General features: G+C 57.8%; 13 protein-coding genes. 2 read left to right on the forward strand and 11 right to left on the reverse strand.

Going from position 1 to position 14,223, the window contains the following annotated elements:
• Positions 1–5: 5 nt before the first annotated feature.
• Positions 6–977, forward strand: a complete 972-nt coding sequence (gene cmoB, locus IM265_RS19830) for a tRNA 5-methoxyuridine(34)/uridine 5-oxyacetic acid(34) synthase CmoB (protein ID WP_028013632.1) — start codon at positions 6–8, stop codon at positions 975–977.
• 120 nt (positions 978–1,097) lie between these two features.
• Here the strand turns inward: cmoB and cutC are convergent, their stop codons facing one another.
• Positions 1,098–1,841, reverse strand: a complete 744-nt coding sequence (cutC, locus tag IM265_RS19835; protein WP_028013633.1) for a copper homeostasis protein CutC — start codon at positions 1,839–1,841, stop codon at positions 1,098–1,100.
• Between the two features lie 78 nt (positions 1,842–1,919).
• Positions 1,920–2,480 (reverse strand): VOC family protein, encoded by a 561-nt coding sequence (locus IM265_RS19840; RefSeq protein WP_045631220.1) that lies wholly within the window; start codon positions 2,478–2,480, stop codon positions 1,920–1,922.
• Positions 2,481–2,719: 239 nt separating this feature from the next.
• Between IM265_RS19840 and argS the strand changes: the two genes are divergently transcribed.
• The gene (argS, locus tag IM265_RS19845; RefSeq protein WP_193032063.1) at positions 2,720–4,453 is read left to right on the forward strand and encodes an arginine--tRNA ligase; all 1,734 of its coding nucleotides are present in this window, start codon (positions 2,720–2,722) and stop codon (positions 4,451–4,453) included.
• Positions 4,454–4,487: 34 nt separating this feature from the next.
• Here argS and IM265_RS19850 read toward each other — a convergent pair whose 3' ends face one another.
• From IM265_RS19850 to cheR, 9 genes are all read right to left on the reverse strand, one after another.
• The gene (locus IM265_RS19850; protein WP_193032069.1) at positions 4,488–5,627 is read right to left on the reverse strand and encodes a glycoside hydrolase family 105 protein; all 1,140 of its coding nucleotides are present in this window, start codon (positions 5,625–5,627) and stop codon (positions 4,488–4,490) included.
• 4 nt (positions 5,628–5,631) lie between these two features.
• Entirely contained in the window at positions 5,632–7,215 is a 1,584-nt protein-coding gene (locus IM265_RS19855; RefSeq protein ID WP_193032061.1) for an MFS transporter, read from the reverse strand.
• Positions 7,216–7,478: 263 nt separating this feature from the next.
• Positions 7,479–7,871 carry a flagellar protein FlhE gene (locus tag IM265_RS19860; protein WP_193032067.1) on the reverse strand — a complete coding sequence of 131 codons (393 nt, stop codon included), beginning with the start codon at positions 7,869–7,871 and terminating at the stop codon, positions 7,479–7,481.
• Positions 7,868–9,946, reverse strand: a complete 2,079-nt coding sequence (flhA, locus tag IM265_RS19865; RefSeq protein WP_028013641.1) for a flagellar biosynthesis protein FlhA — start codon at positions 9,944–9,946, stop codon at positions 7,868–7,870. Before flhA ends, IM265_RS19860 begins: the two co-directional genes overlap by 4 nt.
• Positions 9,939–11,087, reverse strand: coding sequence for a flagellar biosynthesis protein FlhB (gene flhB / locus IM265_RS19870; protein ID WP_041909432.1), 1,149 nt, complete (start codon positions 11,085–11,087; stop codon positions 9,939–9,941). The genes flhA and flhB overlap by 8 nt, the downstream gene beginning before the upstream one ends.
• 148 nt (positions 11,088–11,235) lie before the next feature.
• Positions 11,236–11,880, reverse strand: coding sequence for a protein phosphatase CheZ (gene cheZ, locus IM265_RS19875; protein WP_028013643.1), 645 nt, complete (start codon positions 11,878–11,880; stop codon positions 11,236–11,238).
• Between the two features lie 10 nt (positions 11,881–11,890).
• The gene (gene cheY / locus IM265_RS19880; protein WP_008500431.1) at positions 11,891–12,280 is read right to left on the reverse strand and encodes a chemotaxis response regulator CheY; all 390 of its coding nucleotides are present in this window, start codon (positions 12,278–12,280) and stop codon (positions 11,891–11,893) included.
• A gap of 17 nt (positions 12,281–12,297) precedes the next feature.
• Positions 12,298–13,347: a chemotaxis response regulator protein-glutamate methylesterase gene (locus tag IM265_RS19885; RefSeq protein ID WP_014884341.1), complete on the reverse strand. Its 1,050-nt coding sequence runs from the start codon at positions 13,345–13,347 to the stop codon at positions 12,298–12,300.
• A complete protein-coding gene (gene cheR / locus IM265_RS19890) occupies positions 13,344–14,210 on the reverse strand; it encodes a protein-glutamate O-methyltransferase CheR (protein ID WP_014884342.1) in 867 nt (288 codons plus the stop codon). Before cheR ends, IM265_RS19885 begins: the two co-directional genes overlap by 4 nt.
• Between the last annotated feature and the right edge of the window lie 13 nt (positions 14,211–14,223).

Consider the following 14,223-nt stretch of genomic DNA (forward strand, 5'->3'; position numbering starts at 1 on the left):
GCCGCATGATTGAATTCAGCAACTTTTATCAGCTGATTGCTAAAAATCACCTTTCCCACTGGCTGGAGACCCTGCCGGCGCAGATTGCCGCGTGGCAGCGCGATCAGCAGCACGGCCTGTTAAAGCAGTGGTCAAATGCCGTGGAGTATCTGCCGGAGCTGACGCCGCATCGTCTGGATTTACTGCACAGCGTGACGGCGGAAAGCGCAGAGCCGCTCCCTGCCGGGCAGATCAACCGCATCGAAACGCTGATGCGTAATTTAATGCCGTGGCGCAAAGGGCCGTTCTCGCTGTACGGCGTGAACATCAATACCGAGTGGCGTTCAGACTGGAAGTGGGATCGCGTACTGCCGCACCTTTCCGATCTGACCGGGCGCACCATTCTGGACGTAGGCTGCGGCAGCGGTTACCACATGTGGCGCATGATTGGCGCGGGAGCCCATCTGGCGGTCGGCATCGACCCGATGCAGCTCTTCCTGTGCCAGTTTGAGGCGGTGCGAAAACTGCTCGGCAACGACCAGCGCGCGCACCTGCTGCCGCTGGGCATCGAGCAGCTCCCTGCCCTGAAAGCGTTCGATACCGTCTTCTCAATGGGCGTGCTGTATCATCGTCGTTCCCCGCTTGAACACCTGTGGCAGCTTAAAGATCAGCTGGTCAGCGGCGGCGAGCTGGTGCTGGAAACGCTGGTGATTGAAGGCGATGAGCATGCGGTTCTGGTGCCGGGCGATCGCTACGCGCAGATGCGCAACGTTTACTTCATCCCGTCCGCGCTGGCGCTGAAAAACTGGCTGGAGAAATGCGGATTTGTGGATGTGCGCATTGCCGATGTTTGCGTAACGTCTATCGAAGAGCAGCGCCGCACCGACTGGATGATCACCGAATCGCTGGAGCAGTTCCTCGACCCGGCCGACCACAGCAAAACCGTTGAAGGCTATCCTGCACCGATGCGTGCGGTGTTGATTGCGACCAAGCCGTAGTTTTTCCCTCTCCCGTGTGGGGTGAGGGGATAAAAAAAGGCCCCTGTTGAAATTGCAGGGGCCTGGTACAAGCAAGCATCATATTGGGCGACATGATGCGCGGTAAAAATCGGTACGTTGCTACACGTGATGACGCTCAATCAGCGACTTCATTTCCGCAACCGACTCTCCCTCTACGCCGTAGCGAGAATATTCATCCGCTTCAGCATCCGTCGACATTGACAGCCCTGTATTGCGATAACGCATGGGTGAAGGTATCCATTTCCCCGCAGAGCTGTGAAGCTCTTCCACCCCGGCGTTTAAAAACCGTTCCAGATTGCTGGCACGGACTCCCGCACCCGCCATTATTATTGGAACACCGGAATGTGCTTTTAGTTCCGTAATTAATTGCAGACCTTTTTCCGCCGAAGACTGCTGTCCCGATGTCAGGACGCGCGCCACGCCAAGTTCGGCAAGCGTATCAAATGCTTGCAGGGGATCTTTGCACATATCAAACGCACGATGAAAGGTGACGGCCATTCCTTTCGCGGCGTCCATCACCTTACGCATCCGCGGCAGATCGACGTGACCATCCTCATCAAGCAGGCCGGTCACCAGCCCCGGGAAGCCCAGGTCACGAACCAGCGCGATATCTTCAAGCATGGCACTGAACTCGCCCGCCGTGTAACAAAAATCGCCGCCGCGAGGGCGAATAATCGGGTGGACCGGGATGGTGACGGCCTGGCGGGCAGACTTCAACACGCCGTATGAAGGCGTTAACCCCCCTTCTTTCGGGGCGGCGCATAGCTCAATACGGTCAGCTCCCATCTGTTGCGCCGTTACGGCACACGCCACGCTGTAACAACAAATCTCCAGCAGCGCCATCTGCTTCTCCTTAAAATCAGCTTAACGCGCCATCATGGCACGCCTCTCGGTTCGGGTCTTAGCGACGAATCACAACTCTCAGGCTTCGCTGGCAACGATCTGCTCAATGGTCCAGGGATGAAATTTCACGGTCACCTGCCCGTCCGTCACGGCCAGCGTCGGGTTAGGCAGACGCTCGCGCTCGCCTTTGGGTGAACTCGTCTTCACAAAAATCCCCGGCTTGCTTAACCCGTCGTCTGACAGCAGGGCCAGAGCGCGCGCGTTCAACGTTTCCGGCTCACCCGGCAGGACGATTTCGATATGCTCCCAGCCTTCGTGCGGATAGCGTTTCTCGCCCGGCCACGGCAGTTCAACCACGGTGAACTGCCAGTGCGCCACGTTCACCGGCTCATGCAGTTTGAACAGGCAAATGGGGCGTCCATTGATGATGTTCTCAGAGAGCAACTCGCCGCACTGTTCAAACCCGCGACGCCAGCGCTCGGCGGTGGCATTCTGGTGGCAGCGCAAGGAAATGTGATCCGCCGCAAGCGGCACGATATCCAGACCAAGACGGGTGGCAAGTTCTGTGAACGCCTTTGTGAAGCGCGGTAAATCTGCGGAAATATCATGCAGTTCGTCAATGGATTGCCAGTTCGCCATAAGTCAGTCTCTTTTCGTGTCGCAAAGCCGCTAATTTACTCCGTTGCCCCGTTTTGACCAACCGCAGAATCCGGCTTTTTATGACTGCATGGTTATGCACGCTTTCTTAGCCTGGATTCTGAGCAATCTTCGGGCCCCGCAATGCTGACGCCAGAAGGCATTTGCAGTATACTCCCGCCCTAAATTCTTTAACTGGCGCGGGCGGTTGTAAGCCCGCATCAAAAACGTAAGGTATCCAGGTGAATATTCAGGCTCTTCTCTCCGAAAAAGTCAGTCAGGCACTGATTGCCGCAGGCGCACCTGCGGATTGCGAACCGCAGGTTCGTCAGTCAGCAAAAGTACAGTTTGGCGACTATCAGGCTAATGGCGTGATGGCAGTGGCTAAAAAACTGGGCATGCCGCCGCGACAGCTCGCTGAGCAGGTACTGACGCATCTGGATCTCTCCGGCATTGCCAGCAAAACCGAAATTGCTGGTCCGGGCTTTATCAATATTTTCCTTGAGCCTGCGTTCCTGGCGAGCCACGTTGACGCGGCGCTGAAGTCTGACCGTCTGGGCGTTTCCCAGCCGGAAGCGCAGACCGTGGTGGTCGACTACTCAGCCCCGAACGTGGCGAAGGAGATGCACGTAGGCCACCTGCGCTCCACCATCATCGGTGACGCCGCGGTACGCACCCTTGAGTTCCTCGGTCACAAGGTGATCCGCGCGAACCACGTGGGCGACTGGGGCACCCAGTTCGGCATGCTGATTGCTTACCTGGAAAAACAGCAGCAGGAAAACGCGGGTGAAATGGCGCTGGCGGACCTGGAAGGGTTCTACCGCGAAGCCAAAAAGCACTATGACGAAGACGAAGCCTTTGCCGAGCGCGCACGCAGCTACGTGGTGAAGCTGCAGGGCGGGGATCAATACTTCCTCGAGATGTGGCGCAAGCTGGTTGACATCACCATGTCCCAGAACCAGCTTACCTATAACCGTCTGAACGTGACCCTGACTCGCGACGACGTGATGGGTGAAAGCCTGTACAACCCGATGCTGCCAGGCATTGTGGCGGACCTGAAGTCCAAAAACCTGGCGGTGGAGAGCGAAGGCGCAACGGTAGTGTTCCTTGATGAGTACAAAAACAAGGAAGGCGAACCGATGGGCGTGATTATCCAGAAAAAGGATGGCGGCTATCTTTACACCACCACGGACATCGCGTGTGCGAAATACCGTTACGAAACCCTGCACGCCGACCGCGTGCTGTACTACATCGACTCCCGCCAGCACCAGCACCTGATGCAGGCGTGGACTATCGTGCGTAAAGCCGGTTACGTGCCGGACTGCGTGCCGCTGGAACACCACATGTTCGGCATGATGCTGGGTAAAGACGGCAAGCCGTTCAAAACCCGCGCGGGCGGTACCGTGAAGCTTTCCGATCTGCTGGACGAAGCGCTGGAGCGCGCCCGTCGCCTGGTGGCAGAGAAGAACCCGGACATGCCTGCTGACGAACTGGAAAAACTGGCCAACGCCGTCGGTATCGGCGCGGTGAAATACGCGGATCTTTCCAAGAACCGCACCACCGACTACATCTTCGACTGGGACAACATGCTGGCGTTTGAAGGCAACACGGCGCCGTACATGCAGTACGCCTATACCCGCGTGCTCTCCGTGTTCCGCAAGGCGAACATTGATGAAAGCGTGCTGGCGAAAGCGACAGTGACCATCACGGAAGACCGTGAAGCACAGCTGGCGGCGCGTCTGCTGCAGTTCGAAGAGACGCTGACGGTTGTCGCGCGTGACGGCACGCCGCACGTGATGTGTGCTTACCTGTACGATCTGGCGGGTCTGTTCTCCGGCTTCTACGAGCACTGCCCTATTCTGTCTGCAGAAAATGAATCGGTGCGTAACAGCCGCCTGAAGCTGGCTCAGCTGACGGCGAAGACCCTGAAGCTGGGTCTGGATACCCTGGGTATCGAAACCGTAGAACGTATGTAAAAAAGAAACCCGGCAAACGCCGGGTTTTTTATTATCAGAAGTATTTCCGCAAATACTCTGTCAGACAGAGAATCGCCATCGCCTGGCCATACGGCATCGACGTCAGCGGGATCTGGCGATAAAAATCAAGATCGCTGCCCATTCCCGTCCCGAACGACGTTTGCAGCAACTCCCCTTCCGGCGAGATATTTTTCACGATGCCGCGAATCGCGTTTTCAGCAACGTCAGCATATTCAGGCTCAACATAGCGCTTCCGCACCGCTTTCAGGATCCCGTAGGCAAACCCTGCCGTGGCCGACGCCTCCAGATAAGAATCAGGATCGTCAAGCAGCGTATGCCACAACCCGCTTTCGTCCTGACATTTTGCCAGCGCGGCAACCTGAGCCTTCAGCACCTGCACCAGATAACGGTGCACGGCGTTGTTTTCCGGCAGATCCACCAGCTCAAGGAAGTCGGGGATCACGATGGTGAGCCAGCTGTTGCCGCGCGCCCAGCGGGCCCGGGCAAAGTTATGATTGCCGTCGTAGCTCCAGCCGTGGAACCACAGCCCCGTCTCCCGGTCCATCAGGTTCTGCACGTGGAGCAGGAACTGATAGATCGCCTCCTCTACGTACTCCGGCTTATTCAGCAGCCTGCCGATTTTCGCCAGCGGCAGCACCGTCATCATCAGCGTGTCGTCCCACATCTGTTGATGATTCTCTTCCGCCAGCGTGATGTGCTGCATGCCCCCATGTTCGGTGCGTGGCATCTCATTCATCGCCCACTCCGCCCAGCTTTCCAGCCACGGCAGCCAGGCCGGGTTTTTGCTCTCTTCGTAGCGATAGGCCAGCGTCAGGAACGGCGACATCGTATTGACATTTTTGGTGGTGGCGCCTTCCGCAAAGCGGTCGGCAAACCAGCTGTCGATAATGTTGCGCATCCCTTCGTCGCCTGTCTGGCAGTAATACTGCCAGATGCCATACAGGCCGACGCCGTGCGTCCACTCCCATCCGGCCCAGCCTTTGGTGTCGATCACGCGCCCGTCGTCCAGCCGCAGCAAAAATTCACCCGTTTTGTCGTGGATATTGACCAGGTTGTGCGTCACTTTTTGAATCAGCGATTTCAGCTCGTCCCGGGCGATAAAACGCTCTGGCTGACGCAATAGCGGGCTATGTTTGACAGGCCAAACTTTCATCATCTTAACCTCTGTTGTATGTCGAATTGAGTACCGCGCGATCCTTCAGCGAAGATGCCGCTGGCTTATTGCGATTCAGATAACCGATGTTGTTATTGCCCCACAGTGACTCATAAGGCATACCGGCCAGCATCTCGACGGTGGCGCGGGCGTGTGGCGTCGCTGACTCCGGCATCGCATGACCACACTCACGCATTTTCGCGGTCTCCTCGCGCAGCGTGCGGTGGGTCTGCAAATTAAGCCTGAAGCGCAGGGAAACGAGGAAACCGCAGAACAGCACCAGGATGGTGCCCACGCTCAGGATCAGCAGAATGGTGTGGCTCACTTCCGCAGGCTGTACCTTCTGACCGCTGACAAAGCCGGACATTTGCATCACGATGCCTACCAGCATCACCGCACCGGCCTGTGACGCCTTACGGGTCAGGGTCATGATGCCAGCGAAAATCCCTTCCCGGCGCTGGCCGGTGATCGCTTCATCCACGTCAGCAATGTAGGTATAGGTATTCCATGGCACGTAGTTAATACCGCCGCGACCCAGCCCAGCCACCGCAGAGATCAGCAACAGCAGAGCGTAGACGTCGCTCAGACCGGCGTAATAGAGCATGGCGTAAGAGAGAGACGCCAGGCCAAACAGCACCACCACCATGCGGTAGGACGGCGCAGGTCCGAAGCGAATACACAGCGGGATCATCCCGATCACGGCGAGGAACTGGAAGATAGCCATCGTGCCCAGCAGGTTGGACGCCATTGACGCTTCCTGCATCAGCACAAACACCACGTAATAGGTGAAGACTGCGTTAAATACGTCCTGCGCGATGTAGCCGCCGAGGTACATGCCGAGATGCTGGCGGAAAATCTTGATGCGCAGCGTAGAGCTTAATTCGACAAACAGACGATTGATGCTTTGCCCCAGCGTCAGTTTCTTCTTCTCTTCTTCGGCACGCAGCGCCGCTTCAGACCACTCCTCACGCGGGCGCTCCCAGGTATAGAACCACACAAAGGTCAGCATCAGGGCGCACAGCACGGAGAAAACCAGGCTTGCGTAAAAGAATGAGACGGCGTTGTCTTTACCGAAGTGGGTGAGCAGGATCCCCGGCAGGAAGGAGGCCAGAATCGCTGACATCTGCGCCATAGAAATACGCGCCCCGGAGAACTTGGTTTTCTGTTTGAAGTCGTCGGTCATTTCCGGCACCAGCGTCTCGTAAGGCACCAGAATCATGGTGTAGACAATATCAAACACCAGATAGGTCAGCAGGTAGTACCAGAAATTCATGTCCCCTACCCACATCAACGAGTAGCTGAACACGCACGGAATGCCTAGCAGGATAAAGAACTTACGCCGACCAAAGCGCTTTCCAGGCCAGGTCGTACCGAAGTTATCCGTCAAAAAGCCCATTAACGGGCTGACAACAGCATCCAGCACCCTCGCAGCGGCAAAGATGAAGGTTGCTTCAATCGGTGTGAGTCCACAGAAGGTGGTATAAAAATACAAAAGCCAGGCCGCCGTCAGGGCGGTCGTACCAGCCCCGAGAAAATCGCCTGCCCCGTAAGCAAGATAATTTGCGAGTCCAATTTTACGTGTTTTCATTGCCGTCAACCCTAAGCAAATTTGGGAGACTCCCTGCAAGTAAGGCTCATCGGGGAGTTTTTACACGGCTACAGTAAATGCAACGACGTCCTGATACCTTTCTGTTTCTGCCATCACGGGCAGGGTAAATGGCAAAAATGCAAAGAGTCGCGTCACGCGTGTCACTAATTTATAAAACAGCGTTTCTGTTGCATCAAAAGGTGAGGTCAATTTTGCGAGACAGCCATCAGAATTGACTGATGGCTGGTAAAAAAGGCAGGCAGCTAGCGGTAGTTGACGATAACAGAATTGCTCTGCACCTTCAGTGCCGGGATCAAACGTCCTCCGCCCGGCACTTCCCAGATAAAACGTAAAGGTTCAATGGCCGGCACGCCGTTGAACGCCTGCGTTGTGCCATTTTCGCCGTCGATTTCCGTGCAGCGGGTCTGTGAGCAGAGGCGCACCCGCAGTCCGGCTGGCGTTGGGCCAATCAGCCTGTAGTTCCACACCACCATCCCCATCTGACCAGAAACCGTTTCAGAGGGCGACAGCGGATTAGAAGACATGGCGACACCCCGGTTGCTGAGGGTCACGCCCATGCTGCTTGCCTGCCAGGACCCTTCCCCGGCAGCCTGAGCCGCCAGCGGGAAGAGCAAAATCCATAGCCATTTCATTATTTTCCTCCAATCGTTGCCGTCATGCGGATATGGCGGTTATCCGACAGCTCCAGATTCGACAGCACAACAAGCTGATTCAGGCTGCGGCGCAGGAAGCGCGACAGCAGCGGACGCAGCGCGTGGTTGACCAGCAGCACCGGCGGCGCGCCCAGCATCTCCTGACGCGCCAGCGCCTCCTGAGTTTGCTCCAGCAGGCGATCCGCCAGGCCAGGCTCGAGGCCGCCGCCGCCCTGCAGGGCCTGCAGCAGCAGGCGTTCAAGCGGCGTATCGAGGCCAATCACCTGGACTTCGCCGGTTCCCGGGAACCACTGCTGGGTGATCGCACGCCCCAGCGCCACGCGCACCACCGCCGTCAGCTCGTGCGGATCGCTCTGCAGCGGCGCATGCTCGGCAAGGGTTTCCAGGATGGTACGCATATCGCGGATCGGCACTTTTTCCTCAAGCAGGTTTTGCAGCACCTTGTGCAGCGTGGTTAACGTCAGCACGCCCGGCACCAGGTCTTCCGTCAGCTTCGGCATCTCCTGCGTCACGCGATCGAGAAGCTGCTGCGCTTCCTGACGGCCAAACAGCTCGGCCGAGAATTGCCCAATCAGATGATTAAGGTGGGTTGCCACCACGGTACTGGCTTCGACAACCGTATAACCCTGAATTTGCGCCTGCTCTTTCAGCGCGCTTTCAATCCAGATTGCCGCCAGGCCAAAGGCCGGATCGACGGTCTGCTCGCCCGGCAGCGTGCCTGCTGCAGTGCCAGGGTTAATCGCCAGCCAGCGTCCCGGGTAAGCATCGCCGCTGCCAATTTCAACACCCTTCATCAGAATACGATAGCGCGCAGGCGGCAGGTCCATATTGTCCTTGATATGCACCACCGGCGGCAGGAAGCCCATGTCCTGGGCGAATTTTTTACGGATGCTGCGGATGCGGCCGAGCAGCTCGCCATCCTGCTGGAAATCCACCATCGGGATCAGGCGATACCCCACTTCCATTCCCAGGGAATCTTCCAGCTGAACGTCGTTCCAGGTTGCTTCGACGGCCTGGGTGTTCTCCGGCATTTTCACCGGAACCGGATCCGCAGCCGGCCTGGTCTCACGGCCACGCATCCACCAGGCCAGCCCCAGCAGCCCCGCCGTAAACAGCAGGAACACGAGGTTTGGCATCCCCGGCACCAGGCCGAGCAGCCCGAGCACCGCAGCCGCCAGCAGCATCACGCGCGGGTTACTGAAGAGCTGGCCCACCATCTGCTCGCCAACATCCTGATCGGTACTGACGCGGGTCACGATAACGCCTGCCGCAGTGGAGATAACCAGCGCCGGGATCTGTGCGACCAGACCGTCACCAATGGTCAGCAGCGTATAGCTTTCCGCCGCGTGGCCCATGTCCATCCCGTGCTGCAGTACCCCCACCAGCAGGCCGCCGACCACGTTAATCACCATGATCAAGATGCCCGCGATGGCATCCCCGCGCACAAACTTACTCGCACCGTCCATGGAGCCGTAGAAGTCCGCTTCCTGGGTCACTTCCGCGCGGCGCTTTTTGGCTTCATCTTCGGCGATAAGCCCGGCGTTCAGATCGGCGTCGATCGCCATCTGCTTGCCCGGCATCCCGTCCAGCACAAAGCGCGCGCCCACTTCCGCGATACGCCCGGCACCCTTGGTGATAACCATAAAGTTGATGATCACGAGGATAACGAACACCACGATACCGATAGCGAAGTTCCCGCCCACCAGGAAGTGGCCGAAGGCCTCGACCACCTTACCCGCCGCTGCCGCGCCGGTGTGGCCCTCCATCAGGATGATACGCGTGGAGGCCACGTTCAGCGCCAGCCGCAGCAAGGTGGTAAACAGCAGAATGGTCGGGAACGCGGCGAACTCCAGCGTGCGCTGGGTGAACATCGCCACCAGCAGCACCATAATGGACAGCGCAATATTGAAGGTGAAAAGCAGATCGAGGATGAACGCCGGGAGCGGCAGTACCATCATCGACAGAATTAACAGGATGAGGATCGGCCCGGCAAGGATCTGCCATTGGGTCGATTTCAGGTTGCCGGGCAGGCGCAACATTGCCACCAGATTAGCCATCAGTGTCCTTCTCGTTCATAAAATCCAGCGCGGCAGGCACCGGAAGGTTCTCAGGTTTGACAGGCCGTTGACCGCCGGCCAGACGCCAGCGCTTCAACTGCCATACCCAGGCCAGCACTTCCGCCACCGCGGCGTAGAGTTGACCAGGGATCTGTTGTCCGATATCCGCGTGGCGGTAAAGGGCTCGCGCCAGCGGAGGCGCTTCCAGGATCGGCACGCGGTTTTCGGTACCAATTTCCCTGATGCGCAATGCAATCAGCCCCGCCCCTTTTGCCACCACTTTCGGCGCGCTCATTTTGTTTTCGTCATAGCGCAGCGCCACGGAATAGTGCGTCGGGTTGGTAACGATGACGTCCGCTTTCGGCACATCTTCCATCATGCGGCGACGGGCAGCGGCACGCTGCATCTGCCGGATGCGCCCCTTCACGTGCGGGTCACCTTCCATCTGCTTATATTCGTCGCGGATGTCCTGACGTGACATTCGCAGTTTCTTGAAGTGGGAATAGAGCTGGAAGATAACGTCAAAACCCACCATCGGAATAATGCTGAGCACCACCAGCAGCGCGCAAAGCCCAACCAGGTTCAGCGCATTGCTCATCGCGGTAAGGGGCGACTCGCTGATAAGGCGCATCATTTCGGGCCAGTGGTACCAGAGGAAAAACCCTGCGGAACTGCCCATCAGCACCGATTTGAGAATAGCCTTGAGCAGCTCGGCCCCGGTCTGCGCAGAGAACATTTTCGCAATGCCCGGCAGCGGGTTCAGTTTTGAAAATTTAGGTTGCAGCGATTTTCCGCTAAAGACCAGCCCGCCCAGCATCACCGGGGAGACCAGCGCCACCAGCACCACGCCGGTAATCAGGGGCAGTAGCGCAACCATGGCCCCTTTTATCAGCTGAATAATCTGGCTGAGGATCAGATTCGGGTCGTTGACCATGCTGTGGTCAAAACGTAAGCCGGTGGAGAGCATCCCCGCCAGCTTGCGGGCGAGCGACTCCCCACCCCACCAGATAATGCACACGCCTACGATAAGGATCAGCAGGGAGGTTAATTCTCGGGATCGGGGGATCTGCCCTTCCTCACGCGCCTTTTCTAGTCGGTGGGGTGTGGGGGCTTCCGTTTTGTCGTCGTTCTCTTCTGCCACAGTGCATGCTCAGCCCATTACGTCACGGGTATCATGCCAGCGCAGCGGAAATCCAATGGCGGGAAAAGCCCGTTTATTCGGGCTCTTTTCGGTGATTTTGTCGTAAACCGCCTCAGGCGGCGTAACCCCCCTGAGGCGGAATGGACAATCAGAAGCCGAGGCTGTCCAGCAGGTCGTCCACCTGGTCCTGGCTTGCCACGACGCCCGCCTTGCTGGCGTCGAGCTGCGGGCCATTGAGCAGGCTTTCGTTCTCGCGTTTTGGACGGGCAGCCGGTTCCGGGATGTTCTCCAGCAGCACCATCAGCAGCTGGCGCTCAATCTCCTGAATCACATCCATCATGCGCTTGATCACCTGACCGGTCAGATCCTGGAAATCCTGCGCCATCATGATGTCCAGCAGCTGGGCGTTGGTGAAGCTGGTGTGGCCCGGCACATCCCCCAGGAACTGACGGGTGTCGGTAACCAGCTCGCGAGCATCCGCCAGCTCGATGGGGTTCTCAAACCACTCATCCCAGCGTTGGGTCAGGGCTTTCGCGCCCTTTTCCATCGCATCCTGGTGCGGCTGTGAGGCTTCAACGCTGTTCAGCGCGCGTTCAGCTGCCTGAGCGGTCATCTGCACAACGTAGTCCAGACGGTCGCGAGCGTCCGGGATCGCTTCCGCCGCTTCGGCAATGGCCTGATCCAGCCCCAGTTCACGCAGGCTGTCACGCAGCATGCGCGTCAGGCTGCCGATGCGGACGATGATGTCGCTCGGCGAGTGTTCTTCAACGGGTTTCATTGCAGGTTGCATCATCACCAACACCTCACATGCCGAGTTTCTCGAAGATCTTACCGAGCTTCTCTTCCAGGGTCGCTGCGGTGAATGGCTTCACCACGTAGCCGCTTGCGCCCGCCTGTGCAGCGGCAATGATGTTCTCTTTTTTCGCTTCTGCAGTGACCATCAGCACCGGCATAGACGCCATGCCCGCGTCCGCACGAATGGTTTTCAGTAGCTCCAGACCGTCCATGTTCGGCATGTTCCAGTCGGAGATGACAAAACCAAACCCGCCAGCCTGCAGTTTGTTCAGCGCATCCACGCCGTCTTCTGCTTCTTCAACGTTGTTGAAGCCCAGCTCTTTCAGCAGGTTGCGCACAATGCGACGCATGGTGGAAAAGTCATCCACAACCAAAAACTTAAGCTCTTTATCCGCCATAAAATAATACTCCTGAGTCAAATACGTATTGCCTGTCCGGCACTGATTTTCGCCAGCATCTGCTGGCTTACCTGGCTAAGATCGACCACTTCGCTCACGCCACCCATATTGATGGCCTCGCGCGGCATGCCGAACACCACACAACTTGCTTCATTCTGCGCAATCGTCCAGGCGCCAGCCTGGTGCATTGCAAGCATTCCGGCGGCACCGTCGTTGCCCATCCCCGTCAGGATCACCCCAACGGCGTTGCGCCCCGCATGTTTCGCCACCGAATGAAACAGCACATCCACCGACGGACGGTGCCGGTTAACCGGCGGTCCGTCATGAATTTTGATTTGATAGTTAGCGCCGCTGCGCGCCAGCTCCATATGCTTGTCCCCCGGCGCGATATACGCATGTCCCGGCAGCACGCGCTCGCCGTCTTCCGCCTCTTTCACGCTGATCTGGCACAGCTTGTTCAGACGTTCGGCGAAGGAGCGGGTAAAGCCAGGCGGCATATGCTGCGTGATCAGAATACCCGGACTTGAAAGCGGCAATGGCTGGAGTACATGGCGAATTGCCTCTGTTCCTCCGGTTGACGCCCCAATAACCAGCAGTTTTTCCGAGCTGAGTAACGGTCCGGCCTTCAGGGTTGCCGGCGCGGCCATCGGCTTGTGGGCCGCGAGCTTCGCGCGCGAGGCGGTGCGAATTTTCTCGGCGATCATCTCGCTGTACGCCAGCATCCCCTCGCGAATGCCGAGCTGCGGTTTGGTGACAAAATCCACCGCCCCCAGCTCCAGCGCGCGCAGAGTGATTTCCGATCCTTTCCCGGTCAGGGAGGAGACCATCACCACCGGCATGGGACGCAGGCGCATCAATTTCTCAAGGAAATCTATGCCATCCATGCGCGGCATCTCGACATCCAGCGTTAGCACGTCGGGGTTATATTTTTTAATTAAATCCCGCGCTACCAGCGGATCCGGCGCAGTGGCCACCATCTCCATGTCGCTGTGGCTATTGATGATTTCAGTCATGATCTGACGCATCAGCGCTGAATCATCGACAGACAATACCCTGATTTTACTCATGCTTTTTCCTTACTCAGCGCATATACCGTTTGCCCACGCAGGCTAAACTCACGCGCGAGGTTGCTGAAGTTTTCCGAATGCCCGGCAAACAGTAAACCGTCAGGCTTGAGCAACGGAACAAACCGACGCAGAATGTCCTGTTGCGTCGTTTTATCAAAATAGATCATGACGTTACGGCAAAAAATGGCGTCGAAAGGCCCCGGCACGTTGTACTGCTTATCGAGCAGGTTAACGGGCGCGAATTCGACGCAGTTCGCCAGCTCCTGGCGTACGCGAACCAGGCCTTCATGCGGGCCCGTGCCGCGCATGAAGTAACGCTGCAGCTGCTGCGGCGACAGCGTTTTCAGCTCGTCCTGGCGATACACGCCGTTACGCGCCTTCTCCAGCACTTCTGTATCGATATCGCTGGCGTAGACTTTCCAGCGTCCCGGCGCCATCCCCAGCGTATCGGCAAGGGTGATCGCCAGCGAGTACGGCTCTTCGCCCGTTGAGGCGGCCGCACTCCATACGCGATACTCCCCGGTGCGACGGCGCGCGTGCTCGGCCAGAACCGGAAAGTGGTGGGCTTCACGGAAAAAGGCCGTCAGGTTGGTCGTGAGTGAGTTAATAAAAGCCTGCCACTCCGCGCTGTTCTGGTTCGCTTCGAGCATGCTCAGATAGCGGCCAAAATCATCCAGCCCCAGCGTACGCAAGCGCCGCACCAGTCGGTTGTAGACCATGTCCCGCTTATGATCCGCAAGCACGATCCCCGCACGCTGGTAGATTAACTGACATATCCGACGAAAATGCGCGTCGGACAGCGCGAGGCGCTGTGTCATCTGCAACAATAATGACGTTTGCCCAGGGGGCATTGGTGATGTCATAGCGCCTTCTTAA

Source organism: Enterobacter cloacae complex sp. P17RS, from assembly GCF_014895885.1.
GTDB classification, from domain to species: domain Bacteria; phylum Pseudomonadota; class Gammaproteobacteria; order Enterobacterales; family Enterobacteriaceae; genus Enterobacter; species Enterobacter bugandensis.

Bases quoted from the DNA above. Each gene is read 5' to 3' on its own strand.
- cheY (WP_008500431.1), bottom strand. From the start codon at position 12,280: ATGGCGGATAAAGAGCTTAAGTTTTTGGTTGTGGATGACTTTTCCACC.
- IM265_RS19855 (WP_193032061.1), bottom strand. From the start codon at position 7,215: ATGAAAACACGTAAAATTGGACTCGCAAATTATCTTGCTTACGGGGCA.
- IM265_RS19840 (WP_045631220.1), bottom strand. From the start codon at position 2,480: ATGGCGAACTGGCAATCCATTGACGAACTGCATGATATTTCCGCAGAT.
- IM265_RS19885 (WP_014884341.1), bottom strand. From the start codon at position 13,347: ATGAGTAAAATCAGGGTATTGTCTGTCGATGATTCAGCGCTGATGCGT.
- cheR (WP_014884342.1), bottom strand. From the start codon at position 14,210: ATGACATCACCAATGCCCCCTGGGCAAACGTCATTATTGTTGCAGATG.
- IM265_RS19850 (WP_193032069.1), bottom strand. From the start codon at position 5,627: ATGAAAGTTTGGCCTGTCAAACATAGCCCGCTATTGCGTCAGCCAGAG.
- cheZ (WP_028013643.1), bottom strand. From the start codon at position 11,880: ATGATGCAACCTGCAATGAAACCCGTTGAAGAACACTCGCCGAGCGAC.
- cutC (WP_028013633.1), bottom strand. From the start codon at position 1,841: ATGGCGCTGCTGGAGATTTGTTGTTACAGCGTGGCGTGTGCCGTAACG.
- cmoB (WP_028013632.1), top strand. From the start codon at position 6: ATGATTGAATTCAGCAACTTTTATCAGCTGATTGCTAAAAATCACCTT.
- flhA (WP_028013641.1), bottom strand. From the start codon at position 9,946: ATGGCTAATCTGGTGGCAATGTTGCGCCTGCCCGGCAACCTGAAATCG.